This window comes from Thermopetrobacter sp. TC1, assembly GCF_000746275.1.
Lineage (GTDB): Bacteria > Pseudomonadota > Alphaproteobacteria > Rhizobiales > Aestuariivirgaceae > Thermopetrobacter.
Genome location: NZ_KN050829.1, coordinates 110670 through 123000, shown reverse-complemented (window position 1 = coordinate 123000; position 12331 = coordinate 110670). Strand labels below are relative to the sequence as shown.

The 12331-nt window shown below is 64.0% G+C and carries 13 protein-coding genes; 2 read left to right on the top strand and 11 right to left on the bottom strand.

The window, feature by feature from the left end; all coding sequences use genetic code 11:
* Positions 1-6: 6 nt before the first annotated feature.
* Positions 7-342 carry a preprotein translocase subunit YajC gene (yajC, locus tag EK16_RS08980; RefSeq protein WP_038036590.1) on the bottom strand — a complete coding sequence of 112 codons (336 nt, stop codon included), beginning with the start codon at positions 340-342 and terminating at the stop codon, positions 7-9.
* Positions 343-491: 149 nt separating this feature from the next.
* Between yajC and EK16_RS08975 the strand changes: the two genes are divergently transcribed.
* Positions 492-1379, top strand: a complete 888-nt coding sequence (locus EK16_RS08975; RefSeq protein WP_231573657.1) for an ATP-binding protein — start codon at positions 492-494, stop codon at positions 1377-1379.
* A gap of 244 nt (positions 1380-1623) precedes the next feature.
* Positions 1624-2937: a TadE/TadG family type IV pilus assembly protein gene (locus EK16_RS08970; RefSeq protein ID WP_038036469.1), complete on the top strand. Its 1314-nt coding sequence runs from the start codon at positions 1624-1626 to the stop codon at positions 2935-2937.
* 185 nt (positions 2938-3122) lie between these two features.
* On the opposite strand, the gene EK16_RS08965 is transcribed toward EK16_RS08970, so the two are convergent.
* The 10 genes from EK16_RS08965 to glyA form a co-directional block, all read right to left on the bottom strand.
* Positions 3123-3785: a protein-L-isoaspartate(D-aspartate) O-methyltransferase gene (locus EK16_RS08965; protein ID WP_038036468.1), complete on the bottom strand. Its 663-nt coding sequence runs from the start codon at positions 3783-3785 to the stop codon at positions 3123-3125.
* 82 nt (positions 3786-3867) lie between these two features.
* Positions 3868-4647, bottom strand: a complete 780-nt coding sequence (gene surE, locus EK16_RS08960; RefSeq protein WP_038036466.1) for a 5'/3'-nucleotidase SurE — start codon at positions 4645-4647, stop codon at positions 3868-3870.
* 46 nt (positions 4648-4693) lie between these two features.
* Positions 4694-5980: a serine--tRNA ligase gene (gene serS, locus EK16_RS08955; RefSeq protein ID WP_038036465.1), complete on the bottom strand. Its 1287-nt coding sequence runs from the start codon at positions 5978-5980 to the stop codon at positions 4694-4696.
* Positions 5981-6083: 103 nt separating this feature from the next.
* The gene (locus tag EK16_RS08950; RefSeq protein ID WP_051929164.1) at positions 6084-7373 is read right to left on the bottom strand and encodes an MFS transporter; all 1290 of its coding nucleotides are present in this window, start codon (positions 7371-7373) and stop codon (positions 6084-6086) included.
* Between the two features lie 83 nt (positions 7374-7456).
* Complete coding sequence (gene nusB, locus EK16_RS08945) at positions 7457-7975, bottom strand: transcription antitermination factor NusB (RefSeq protein ID WP_038036463.1); 519 nt, start codon at positions 7973-7975, stop codon at positions 7457-7459.
* Positions 7972-8454, bottom strand: a complete 483-nt coding sequence (gene ribH / locus EK16_RS08940; RefSeq protein WP_038036462.1) for a 6,7-dimethyl-8-ribityllumazine synthase — start codon at positions 8452-8454, stop codon at positions 7972-7974. Before ribH ends, nusB begins: the two co-directional genes overlap by 4 nt.
* Positions 8455-8518: 64 nt before the next feature.
* Positions 8519-9130 carry a riboflavin synthase gene (locus EK16_RS08935; protein ID WP_038036461.1) on the bottom strand — a complete coding sequence of 204 codons (612 nt, stop codon included), beginning with the start codon at positions 9128-9130 and terminating at the stop codon, positions 8519-8521.
* 52 nt (positions 9131-9182) lie between these two features.
* The gene (ribD, locus tag EK16_RS08930; protein ID WP_038036460.1) at positions 9183-10364 is read right to left on the bottom strand and encodes a bifunctional diaminohydroxyphosphoribosylaminopyrimidine deaminase/5-amino-6-(5-phosphoribosylamino)uracil reductase RibD; all 1182 of its coding nucleotides are present in this window, start codon (positions 10362-10364) and stop codon (positions 9183-9185) included.
* Positions 10361-10882: a transcriptional regulator NrdR gene (nrdR, locus tag EK16_RS08925; RefSeq protein WP_038036458.1), complete on the bottom strand. Its 522-nt coding sequence runs from the start codon at positions 10880-10882 to the stop codon at positions 10361-10363. The genes ribD and nrdR overlap by 4 nt, the downstream gene beginning before the upstream one ends.
* 113 nt (positions 10883-10995) lie before the next feature.
* Positions 10996-12294, bottom strand: coding sequence for a serine hydroxymethyltransferase (glyA, locus tag EK16_RS08920; RefSeq protein WP_038036456.1), 1299 nt, complete (start codon positions 12292-12294; stop codon positions 10996-10998).
* Positions 12295-12331 lie beyond the last annotated feature (37 nt).

Genomic DNA, 12331 nt, shown 5'->3' with positions numbered 1-12331 from the left:
CCTGCCCTACGATGCGCTCGAATCGGCCGGCGCGCCCTTCACCCGCACTTCGGCGATGTAGGATTTCCTGACCTTCACGCGCACATTCTCGGCCAGCTCGACAGTGACCTCGTCATCGGCCACTTTGGTGACCTTGCCGATGAGACCGCCGGAAGTGACCACCGTATCGCCACGCCGCAGGTTCTCCAGCATGGCCTGATGCTCCTTCATGCGCTTCTGCTGCGGCCGGATGATGAAAAACCAGAACACGGCCATGATCAGCAGAAGCGGCAGGAACATGCCGAGAAAATCGCCGGCGCCACCGGGCGCGGCGGCTTGGGCATAGGCTGGGGTTACCAACATGGATCCTTCCATCGTTTTCCTGACTTGCCCCCGGATGCGAAAGAACGCACAGAACGCATAAAGGGGAGTATGATGACAGTTCAAGCTTCGCGTATATATCGCCCATGCGGGCTTTGCAAAGGCATTTGCGGCGCAGGGAGGGCTTTTTCGTGACCAGAGGCATTAAAGATCGGCAATCATCGGCGCAGCACACGTTAAACGCCCTGTTGCGCATTGCCGAGGCACTGGAGCGGTTGAGCCCGCCGCCGAAGCCTTTCGACCCCGAAGCGGCCGAGGCTTTCGTCTGGGAGGAAGAGAGCGGTTCGCTGTTGCCGGTCGATCGCGTCAATCGCGTGCCGCTTTCCCTGCTTCAGGGCATCGATTCCCAGAAACGGGTGCTGCTGGACAACACCCGGCGCTTTGCCAAAGGGCTGCCGGCCAACAACGCGCTGCTCTGGGGCGCGCGCGGCATGGGCAAGAGCTCGCTGGTCAAGGCGGTGCACGGCGCGCTCATTGAGGATTATCCCGCGCTCAAGATCGTGGAGATTCACCGCGAGGACATCGACAGCCTGCCCAAGGTCCTCGCTCTCCTGCGCAGAAAGGCGGCATTTCGCTTCATCGTCTTTTGCGACGATCTCTCCTTCGATGCCGGCGATTCCAGCTACAAGTCGCTGAAAGCGGCACTGGAAGGCGGCGTGGAGGGCCGGCCGGAGAACGTGATCTTCTATGCCACGTCCAACCGCCGTCACCTGCTGCCGCGGGAAATGATCGAGAACGAGCGCTCAACCGCCATCAATCCCTCTGATGCCGTGCAGGAGAAGGTCTCCCTTTCCGACCGCTTCGGCCTGTGGCTGGGCTTTCACAATTGTTCGCAGGAGGACTTCCTGCGTATGGTGGAGGCCTATGCCGAGGCCTTCCGCCTCGATATCGGGCGCGAGGCGCTGCATCGCGCCGCCCTGGAGTGGGCGAGCGGCCGCGGCGCGCGCTCAGGCCGCGTGGCCTGGCAGTTCATTCAGGACCTGGCCGGGCGCATGGGGAAAAAGGCGACCTTCCAGTGAGACTCTCTTGCTGATTGCAAAAAATTTACGAGTTCAATCATATGACCAAAGTATAATGCAAAGCAGTCATGTCATTATCGCGGGTTGCGTTTTTTCTCTTTACATATTTCTGAGTGCGTTAATAAAAAATGGCACCTAAAAATAAAAAGTTCTACTTCGTGCAAAACGTGTATTCATTTGATTGTGCCAATAATGACGCCCAGAAACGTTCGACCGACCAGTTTCGACACAAGGGGCGTCAAACATGTTCAGGACCTTTAACGACCGCATCCGCAAGGATGAGCGGGGCACCGTGGGAATCCTCTTCGCTTTGGCGGCGGTTCCCGCTTTCGTGCTCTTCGGCGGCATGACCGACCTTGCCTATGTGAACAACCAAAAGGCAAAGGTGCAGGCCGCCATCGACGCGGGCACGCTCGCCGCCATGCACAAGAACAACCTGACGGCCGCAGAAGCCCGCAAGGTCATCCTCAACTATCTGAAATCCAACTTCGAAAATGACGGCCGCATCGAGCTGGATTACGACTCCCTTCAGGTGAGCGTCACCGAACCCGGCCGGGGCCAGGTCAAGGTGCATGCCTCGATCAAGGCGCAGGTCCGCACGGCTTTCCTCGGCCTCATCGGCATCAAGCGGCAGGACTTCACGGTCACGGCCGAGGCCAAGAACGGCTCGGCGGGTCTGGAGGTGGTCATGGTGCTGGACAACACCGGCTCCATGCGCGGCAGCAAGATCCGCGAGCTGCGCCGTGCGGCCAAGAAGCTGGTGAAAATTCTCAAGGACATGTCGGCCAGCACCGGGGCCTCGACGGTCAAGGTCGGGCTTGTGCCCTTCACGTCCTATGTGACGGTGGGACGCAAGATGTGGAATGCCGACTGGCTGGATACCAGCAACTGCCACTGCAGCAAAAGCGCCTGGGAGGGCGTGGTCGGCTATCGCGAGCCGGACTATGACATCAAGGATCAGGAATACGACGCCTACAAGGTGCCGGCCATCCACAGCTACTACGTCTATAAGTGGTGGAAATGGTATTACACCTACTACACAACCCCGCCCAAGGCCATTGCGCCTTTGCGCGAGCTGGATGACGATGGCGTGAATGATCTCAACAAGGAAATCGACGGCATGAAGGCCAGTGGCTGGACCTACATCCCCGCCGGGCTCGTGTGGGGCTGGCGGGTGCTGAGCCACAAGGCGCCCTACACGCAGGGTGTGGATGATGCCACGGCCAACCGCAAGAACATCAAGAAGGTCATCGTTTTGATGACCGACGGCGCCAACACATGCAAACGGTATGACAAAAAGGTGTTGAATGGCCGCGGGTACATGCGCTGCGGCACCTCCAGCACGGAAGCGGACAAGACCATGCGGCGCCTCTGCAAGAACATCAAGGCGCGCGACATCGGCATCGTCACCGTGGCTTTCGATGTGCGCAGCAGGCGCATCAAGGATTTGCTGGCCGAATGCGCCAATCTCGGTTCCTATGACCCGAGCAGTGGCGAGCTGGAGAACGTTTTCGGCACCATCGCGCGCAAGATCTCGCGGCTGTATCTTTCCAAGTGAGGAGGACACGATCCCGCGTCTTCATTGCATGCCCGTTTCTTTCCCCTCTCACGCCGCAGATGGCCCCTTTCCGGTATGTCGGAAAGGGGCCGTTTGGTCTTTGCAATTCATATCCCTGCGCGCACCCCACATTGGGTTGCGGCCCGCTTTCGCTTCCGGATGATATTTCCTCTGCGCCTTGAAAGTTATTTGCGCTCGTCATCGCTGCGGGATTTGCGGGCGATGCCGTGCAGCATGGGCACGAAGCGCACCGGAATGAGGGTTTCGCGCTCAAAGCCCTCCGGCGTGCGCCTGATCTTGACCAGCTCCTGATAGAGCGGGCCGGCATCGACGGGAATGATCATGATGCCGTCCTCGGCGAGCTGATCGAGCAGCGCCTTGGGCGGACGCGGCGCAGCGGCGGTGACGATAATGCGATCGAAGGGGGCGGCCTCCGGCCAGCCGCGATAGCCGTCGCCAATGCGGCTTTCGATATTGGTCAGGCCCAAGGCCTCGAAGCGTTTTCGCGCCTCTTCCAGCAGCGAACGGTGGCGCTCGATGGTGTAAACACGGCGGGCAAGGCGGGAGAGAATGGCGGCCTGATAGCCGGAGCCGGTGCCGATTTCCAGCACGCGGTGGGTGGGCTTCAGTTCCAGCTGCTCGGTCATGTAGGCGACGATGTAGGGCTGGGAGATGGTCTGGCCGCAGGAGATGGGCAGGGCCATGTCATCCCAGGCGTGATCCTGAAAGGGCCCGGGCACGAACATGTCGCGGGGAATGCTCTCCATGGCCTCCAGCACCCGCTGATCGCGGATGCCCTGATGGCGAAGAGCCATGATCAGGCGCGCCTTTCTGCTCTCGTCGGTCATGCCCAGCCCCCGCGCGCGGATGGCGCCTTTTGCTGATTTTGCCGATGAGCCCCAAGGCTTCGGCCTTGCGATTCAAGGTTTTTCACGAACCCGCAGCCGGGTCAAGCGCCCTGCGCAAGGTCTTGAGCACCTGCTCGTGGGTGAGGTTCATCTGCAAGGGGGTTACGGCTATCAGGCGGTGGGTGATGGCATAAAGATCGGTATCCTCAGGCGGGCGCTCCACCCCGCGGCGAAAGCCCAGCCAGTAATAGGGGCGGCGGCGCAGGTCGATGCGCTCTTCCACGATCAGCTCGTTGATATCGCGCTTGCCCTGCCGGCAGAGGCTGATGCCGGCAACCTGTTCAGGGGCGCAGTCGGGAAAATTGATGTTGAAGAGCACGCCGGTGCTCCGGCAGGCCTCCATCACGGCGCGAATGACGGCAGCGCCATGATGTGTCGCCACCTCGAAGGGGGCTTCCTTGCGCTCGATGCCATAACACTGGGAGAGGGCAAAAGCGGGAATGCCGAGCTGCGCGCCTTCCATGGCAGCGGCGATGGTGCCGGAATAGGTGATGTCATCGGCCAGATTCTGACCGCGGTTGACACCGGAAAGGATAAGATCGGGCGGCTCGGTCATGAGATGGCGCACGGCCATGATCACGCAATCGGCCGGCGTGCCGCGCACGGCAAAGCGGCGCGCGGCAATGGCATGCAGGCGGATGGGCATGGACAGCGACAGCGAGCGCGAGGCGCCGGACTGTTCATCATGCGGCGCCACCACCCAGACCTCGCCGTCCTCTCCGGCGAGATCCCGGGCAATGGCCTCCGCCGCCCTCAGCCCCTCGGCATGAATGCCGTCGTCATTGGTCACCAGAATGCGCACGAGACCTCTTCCGTTTCCGCCCTTTTGTGAAATTCCTCAAAGATCGTCACGCGGCAGGAGGGCCGATCCGCTCCAGGCCGCCCATGTAGGGGTGCAAGGCCTCGGGGATGGTGATGGAGCCATCGGCGTTCTGATAGTTTTCCATCACGGCGATGAGGGTGCGGCCCACCGCCAGGCCGGAGCCGTTGAGCGTGTGCACGAAGCGCGGCTTCTTTTCGCCTTCCGGGCGGTAGCGGGCGTTCATGCGGCGGGCCTGAAAATCGCCGCACAGGGAGACCGAGGAGATTTCCCGATAGGCGTTCTGGCCGGGCAGCCAGACCTCGAGATCGAAGGTGATGCTGGCGGAAAAGCCCATGTCACCGGCGCAGAGCAGCACGACGCGATAGGGCAGCCCCAAGCGCTTCAGGATCTCCTCGGCACAGGCGAGCTTTCTGTCCAGCTCCGCCCTGCCCTCTTCCGGGGTGGTGATGGACACAAGCTCCACCTTCTCGAACTGATGCTGACGGATCATGCCACGGGTGTCGCGCCCGGCAGCACCGGCCTCGGAGCGGAAACAGGGGGTTAAGGCGCAAACGCGCATGGGCAGCTTTGCCTGGGGCACGATCTGCTCGCGCACGAGATTGGTAAGCGGCACTTCCGCAGTGGGGATGAGCCAGCGGCCGTCGGTGGTGCGGAAAAGGTCTTCCTCGAACTTGGGCAACTGACCGGTGCCGAAGACGGCCTCGTCCCGCACCAGAAGCGGCGGGTTGACCTCCTCATAGCCGTGCTCGCCCGTCTGCACATCGAGCATGAACTGCGCCAGCGCCCGTTCCAGGCGGGCGAGCGGCCCCTTCAGGATGACGAAGCGGCTGCCGGCGATCTTGGCCGCGGTCTCGAAATCCATCATCCCCAAGGCCTCGCCGAGCTCGAAATGCTGCTTCGGCTCAAAGTCGAAGCGGGGCGGTTCGCCCTCGCGGCGCACCTCGACGTTGGAACTCTCGTCCTCGCCGTCGGGCACTTCATCGAGGGGAATGTTGGGCAGGGCGGCCAGCGCGGCGCGCAGTTCGGCCTCCTTCTCGCGGGCGGCCTCCTCCAGCTCCTGCAGGCGCTGTTTCATGGCCGCGACCTCGGCCTTCAATGCCTCGGCGCGGTCCTTCTCGCCGGCGGCCATGGCCTTGCCGATCTCCTTGCTCAGCGCATTGCGGCGGTTCTGCAGCTCCTGCAGCTCGGTAAGGCTCTTGCGGCGTTCCTCATCCAGCGCGATGAGCTTCTCCGACTGTGGCGCAAGGCCGCGGCGGGCCATGCCGCGATCGAATTCTTCTGGGTGTTCGCGAATCCAGCGGATATCGAACATGATCGGGCCTTTTGCTGTTTTTCCGGCCAGAAGCGGCCGTGCCGACTTAATTTTGCGTTTCCTGCCGCTTTTAGGGCCGTGCGCCCCTCATGGCAACACGGTTTCACTCCGGGCGCGGGCCGGAAGGGGGCAGCTCGCAGGCGACTTCGCCGCGGGTCTTCACCGCCAGCCAGGCAAGGCCGCCGGCGGCCAGCGCCAGCATGGGAAAGAGCGCGAAGTTCACGGCCTTCCAGCCAAGCAGGGCATAGAGCTGACCGGAGAGGAAGGAGGTGAGCGCCACGGTGGAGAAGACCATCAGGTCATTGAAGCCCTGCACGCGGGCGCGATCGGCCGGTGCGTGACATTCGGCCACCATGGTGGTGGCGGCGATGAAGGCGAAGTTCCAGCCAAGCCCGAGGAGCACGAGGCCGAAGCCAAAGTTCTCCATGCGCACGCCAAGCAGGTGAATGACGGCGGAAACGGCAGTCAGCAGCAGGCCCAGCGCGGCGATTCGTTCCGCGCCGTGGCGGGCAATGAGGGCGCCGGTCATGAAAGAGGGGGCATACATGGCCAGCACGTGCCACTGAATGACCCAGGAGGACTGCTCCACGGTGAAACCGCAGCCGACCATGGCCAGGGGCGTGGCCGTCATCAGCAGATTCATCATGCCATAGGCCAGCATGCCGGTCAGCACGGCCACGCGCAGCCGCGGCTGGGCGAGGAGCGCCTTCAATGGGCGGGCGCGCGTGCTCTCCCCCTGCCCTGCCCCCTCCTCTTCCTGCGGCCTGGGCAGGTTGATGAAGCTCAACAGCAAAGCGGCAAACAGCGTGATCACGCCGGCGGCCGCGAAATTGCCGGCAAAGAGGACAGGGGCGAAGAGATCCTTGGTGGCGCTGATGAGAACAGGGCCGAAAAGCGCCCCGGCGATGGAGCCCATGAGCACCCAGGAAACGGCGCGGGGGCGGAAGGCGGGGCTGGCGACATCCGTGGCGGCAAAGCGGTAATACTGGGCGAAGGCCTGATAGATGCCCTGCAGGAAGGTGGCGAAGACGAAGACGAGAAAGGTGCGCTCGAAGATGGCCCAGGTGGCGAGCAGGCCGGCGATGATGCCGGCGGAGGCGCCGATGAGAAAGCCGGCGCGGCGGCCAAAGCGCTGCATGAAATGCGCGGCCGGCCAGGTGAACAGGGCGGTGCCGATGACATAGGTGGTGATGGGCAGGGTGGCCCAGCGCTCCGCCGGCGCCAGGATCTGCCCTGCGAGCGCGGCGGTGGAGAACATGTTGATGCTGGCCAGGGAATAGAGCGCCTGCGCCATGGAAAGCAGCCGGGCATTGTAGCGGGCGCGGGCATCATCAAAACGGGCCGCACTCCCTCCCGGCTGATCCTTCAACAGCGGTATCGGCGCATCGCTCATGGCCGGTTCGTTCTCCCGTCTTGCGAAAGGATTTCAAAAACCTGCGCCGCACAGTCAATGTGGCATCTTGGCCGGGCACCCCCTTAGCGCGTGTGCAGGTCATCGGCGCGCTTTTCGCGGGCGATGGCGTCCAGCACGCCGTTGATGAAGGCCGCTTCGTCGCCCTCGTCGAAAAAGGCGTGGGCGAGATTGACATATTCCGAGATGGTCACGCGCGGGGGGATGTCCTCGCGGAACATCAGCTCATAGGCGCCGGCGCGCAAAATGGCGCGCACGGTGGCATCCAGCCGCGGCAGCTTCCAGCGTTCATCGAGATGGCGGTTGATCACCCGGTCCACCGCCGTCTGCTCGCGCACGACACCGCGCACGATATCCTCGAGAAGGGCCAGGTCCGGATGGCCGATCTCGCCGTCCTCGATGCGCTCGCCAATGCGGCGGGAGGCACACTGGGCCAGAACCTCGGCAAGCGGCGCACCGCCCACCTCCATCTGATACAGGGCCTGCACCGCGCCCAGACGCGCCTGACGCCGGGCGAGACGGCGCGCCTCGCCCTTGCGCGGACGGTTCGGCTTGTCGCTTTCCGGCGCGGGATCGGAGCTCATGCGAAAGCCTCTTCGCTGAACTTGTGTTTGAGCCGCGCCATGGTCACGGCCGCGCGCGCCGCATCCGCGCCCTTGTTCTTCCCGGACACCCTGGCGCGTTCTTCCGCCTGTGCACGGTTTTCCACGGTGAGGATGCCATTGCCGATGGCCACGCCCTGCAGGCTCAGCTCCATCAGGCCGCGGGCGGATTCGTTGGCCACGATCTCGAAATGATAGGTCTCGCCACGGATGACAACGCCAAGCGCGATATAGGCATCATAGCGCGGCGGGGCAAAAAGTGCATTCTCGTCCTCGCTCAAGAGGCCGGCCAGGGTCTCCGAGCCCTCGGCCATGGCAATGGCGGCGGGAATTTCCAGCGCACCGGGCACATGCACGACGTCATAATCAATGCCCTCGGCCTCCAGCCAGCGCACCGCGCCCTCCTCCAGCTCGTCAAGGAGGTCGTCATAAAAGCGTCCTTCCACAATCAGAACCCGCATGTCGTCCTCTTCCTGTTGTTCATCTGCCGACCTCGGCCCGGCCGCATCCTCCGCCTTTCAAGGCTCAGCATCCCGAGAATTCCACCAGACGTGCCATGTAGCGCGCCAGCATGTCGATTTCCACGTTGACGGCATCGCCCACTTTTGCCTCGCCCCAGGTGGTGACTGTCAGGGTGTGTGGAATGAGGTTCACGGTGAAACGACAGCCGTTGACCGCATTGACCGTCAATGAGGTGCCGTTGAGCGCAACGGAACCTTTCGGCGCGATGAAGCGGGCAAGATCCTGAGGCACCTCGAAGGTAAAAACGCGGGAATCATCCACCGGCTCGATGGAGACGACATGGCCGATGCCATCGACATGGCCGGAGACGATGTGTCCGCCCAGCTCATCCCCCACCTTCAAGGCCCGCTCCAGATTGACGCGGCGGCCCTGGCGCCAGTGGCCCATGGTGGTGCGGCTTAGGGTCTCGGCGGAGGCCACGACGTCATGCCACATGCCGCCTTCTTCAAACAGGCCCTTGTCCACCACGGTGAGGCAGACGCCATCATGGGCGATGGAGGCGCCGATGGCCACCGTCTGCGGATCCTGATGCGAGCGGATGCGAAAGCGGGCCTCCGTGCCCGTATCCTCGCGCGCAATCACCTCGCCGATGTCGGTGATGATGCCGGTGAACATCCCTCAACTCCGTTGCCGGTTTTCTCGCCGGGCCCGCAGGTTTGCGCCCCCATCAGGCCGCGGGGAGCATGCCGTCCTTCTCATAGACGCGCAAAACATCCGGGCCAAGGGGGATTTCCTCCTTGAGCGCGAACGGGCTTTCGACAAGACGCGAAAGCGGCAGGCCGGCCAGGGCCTCAACCCCTTCCGGCCCCAGCGTTTTCTCCGATGCGGTAAACAGCGCGACGCGATCCACCATCCCCGCCTCGACAAAGGCGCGGGCCACCTTCGCGCCGCCTTCCACCATCAGGGTGTTGATGCCCTCTTCGCCCAGGCGGGCAAGCAGCGCGGGGATGTCCACCCGCCCCTCCTTGTCGGCAGGCAGCGGCAGGATGCGCACATGCGGCAGGCGTTTCTGCAAGGCATAGGCCTGTTCGCGGGCGGCGGGCGTGGTGATGATCCAGGTGGGCGCGGGTGCATCCTTTTTCAGAAGGCGCGCGGTCTGCGGGATGCGCAAACGGGAATCGAGGACGATGCGCAAGGGCGAGCGCTCCTCAAGCCCGGGCAGGCGGCAGGTGAGCTGCGGATCATCGACGATAACCGTCTGAACGCCCACGAGAATGGCATCGCTGCGCGCGCGCAGAAGATGGGCGCGGGCACGGGCGCGTTCAGCGGTGATCGGCGTGGCCTCGCCGGGGCGGGCGGCGATCCTGCCATCGGCGGACACGGCGAGCTTGAGCAGCACCAGCGGGCGGCCCGCACGCTTGCGCATGAGGTAGCCTGCGAGCACCTCCTCGGCGTCTTTGCGCATCAGGCCGGTTTCCACGATGATGCCGGCAGCGGCCAGTCGGTCGCGGCCGCGCCCGTTTACGCGCGGATCGGGATCCTCCACCGCCATGACAACGCGACGCACGCCGGCCTGAATGAGCGCATCGGCGCAAGGGGGCGTGCGGCCATGATGGGCGCAGGGCTCCAGCGTGACGTACACATCGGCGCCTCTTGCCGCCTCACCCGCCATGGCAAGCGCCCGGGTTTCCGCATGCGGGCGGCCGCCCGGCGCGGTGTGGCCCACGCCCACCACCCGGCCCGCCTTGACGATGACGCAGCCCACCGGCGGGTTTTCCGCCGTGTTGCCCAGGGCGCGGCGGGAAAGGCGCACGGCATGGGCCATATGGCTGGCATCCGCATGCGCGTGCGCAGTCATGGCGCAGGCGGCTGCTTCGTCATTATTCTTCTGCGGGCGGCTTTCGCTCATGCCTCCTCCCCGTCGCTTCCGGTGGCGTGTTGCGAGTCCGCCGCCTGATCATCCGGCGCAGGCTTCGCCTGACTGTCCAGGGTGGCGAGGAATTCGCAGAAATCGGAGGCCTCGCGGAAATTGCGGTAGACGGAGGCATAGCGAACAAAGGCGACGTCATCGAGCGCGCGCAGCCCCTCCATGACCAGCTCGCCGATGACCTCGGACGGCACCTCCGGATCGCCGCGGCTTTCCAGCTGGCGCACGATGCCGGAGATCATGCGCTCCACCCGCTCCGGATCGATATCGCGCTTGCGCAGGGCGATCCAGACGGAGCGGGCGAGCTTTTCGCGATCGAAAGGCACGCGGCGGCCGGAGCGCTTGATCACGGTGAGTTCGCGCAGCTGCACCCGTTCATAGGTGGTGAAGCGCCCGCCACAGTCGGCACACTGGCGCCGGCGGCGAATGGCCGTGCCATCCTCGGCCGGGCGCGAATCCTTCACCTGGGTGTTCTCGGAGCTGCAGAACGGACAGCGCATGATTCCCTTCCCTGCCGGGCCGGCCCTCTTTCTGTCGCCCCTCTTGTCACGCTTTCCCCGCCCGCCTGCACCTTGCGCCCGTTCAGGCGCTCAAGAGCGGGCGAATGAGCCATTCAGCACACGCCCGCCTCATAGATGGGAAAGCGCGCGGTTAAGGCCAGCACCTTCTCCTTCACCGCAGCCTCCACTGCAGCATTGCCCTCCTCGCCGTTCTCGGCCAGACCTTTGAGCACCTCAAGGATGAGCTCGCCGGTCAAACGGAACTCCTCAGTGCCGAAGCCGCGGGTGGTGGCGGCAGGCGAGCCCAGGCGAATGCCGGACGTCACGAAGGGCTTTTGCGGATCGTTGGGCACGGCGTTCTTGTTGCAGGTGATGTTGGCGCGGCCCAGCGCGGCCTCGGCTGCCTTGCCGGTGAGATTGAGCGGCCTGAGGTCCACAAGCACGACATGGGTGTCCGTGCCGCCGGAGACAATGGCCAGCCCGCCCTCCTGCAGGGTTTCGGCCAGGGTGCGGGCATTGTCCACCACCGCCCTGGCGTAGGCCTTGAACTCCGGGCGCAGGGCCTCGCCAAAGGCCACAGCCTTGGCGGCGATGACATGCATGAGCGGGCCGCCCTGCAGGCCGGGGAAAATGGCGGAATTGATCTTCTTGGCAAGATCGGGGTCGTTGGTGAGGATCATGCCGCCGCGGGGGCCGCGCAGGGTCTTGTGGGTGGTGGTGGTGACGACATGGGCCCAGTCCAGGGGATTGGGATGCACGCCACCCGCGACGAGCCCGGCGAAATGGGCCATGTCCACCATCAGCCAGGCGCCGACGGAATCGGCGATCTCGCGGAAACGGGCGAAGTCGATGATGCGCGGATAGGCGGAGCCGCCGGCGATGATCAGCTTCGGCTTGTGTTGTTCGGCCAGGCGCGCCACCTCGTCGTAATCGATGCGGTCCGTGCCTTCCTCAAGCCCGTAGGCGATGACGTTGAACCACTTGCCGGAGAGGTTGACGGGCGAGCCGTGGGTGAGATGGCCGCCCGAGGCCAGGGACAGGCCCATGATGGTATCGCCCGGCTGCAAAAGGGCGAGAAAGACGCCCTGATTGGCCTGGGAGCCGGAGTTGGGCTGCACATTGGCGAATTCAGCGTTGAAGAGTTTCCTGGCGCGTTCGATGGCCAGCTCCTCGGCGATATCCACGAACTGGCAGCCGCCATAATAACGCCGGCCGGGATAGCCCTCGGCATACTTGTTGGTGAGCACGCTGCCCTGCGCCTGCATGACGGCGCGGGAAACGATGTTTTCCGAGGCGATGAGCTCAATCTCGTTTTGCTGGCGGGCCAGCTCCTTGTTGATGGCGGCCATGACTTCAGGATCGGCCTCGGCCAGGGAGGCGGAAAAATATCCCTCTCGCACGAAATCGTTCATTGCAGGGGTCTCTCTTGTGCACACGAGCGTTTCACAT

Bases quoted from the DNA above. Each gene is read 5' to 3' on its own strand.
- yajC (WP_038036590.1), bottom strand. From the start codon at position 342: ATGTTGGTAACCCCAGCCTATGCCCAAGCCGCCGCGCCCGGTGGCGCC.
- EK16_RS08970 (WP_038036469.1), top strand. From the start codon at position 1,624: ATGTTCAGGACCTTTAACGACCGCATCCGCAAGGATGAGCGGGGCACC.
- EK16_RS08965 (WP_038036468.1), bottom strand. From the start codon at position 3,785: ATGACCGACGAGAGCAGAAAGGCGCGCCTGATCATGGCTCTTCGCCAT.
- serS (WP_038036465.1), bottom strand. From the start codon at position 5,980: ATGTTCGATATCCGCTGGATTCGCGAACACCCAGAAGAATTCGATCGC.
- EK16_RS08950 (WP_051929164.1), bottom strand. From the start codon at position 7,373: ATGAGCGATGCGCCGATACCGCTGTTGAAGGATCAGCCGGGAGGGAGT.
- nusB (WP_038036463.1), bottom strand. From the start codon at position 7,975: ATGAGCTCCGATCCCGCGCCGGAAAGCGACAAGCCGAACCGTCCGCGC.
- ribH (WP_038036462.1), bottom strand. From the start codon at position 8,454: ATGCGGGTTCTGATTGTGGAAGGACGCTTTTATGACGACCTCCTTGAC.
- EK16_RS08935 (WP_038036461.1), bottom strand. From the start codon at position 9,130: ATGTTCACCGGCATCATCACCGACATCGGCGAGGTGATTGCGCGCGAG.
- ribD (WP_038036460.1), bottom strand. From the start codon at position 10,364: ATGAGCGAAAGCCGCCCGCAGAAGAATAATGACGAAGCAGCCGCCTGC.
- nrdR (WP_038036458.1), bottom strand. From the start codon at position 10,882: ATGCGCTGTCCGTTCTGCAGCTCCGAGAACACCCAGGTGAAGGATTCG.
- glyA (WP_038036456.1), bottom strand. From the start codon at position 12,294: ATGAACGATTTCGTGCGAGAGGGATATTTTTCCGCCTCCCTGGCCGAG.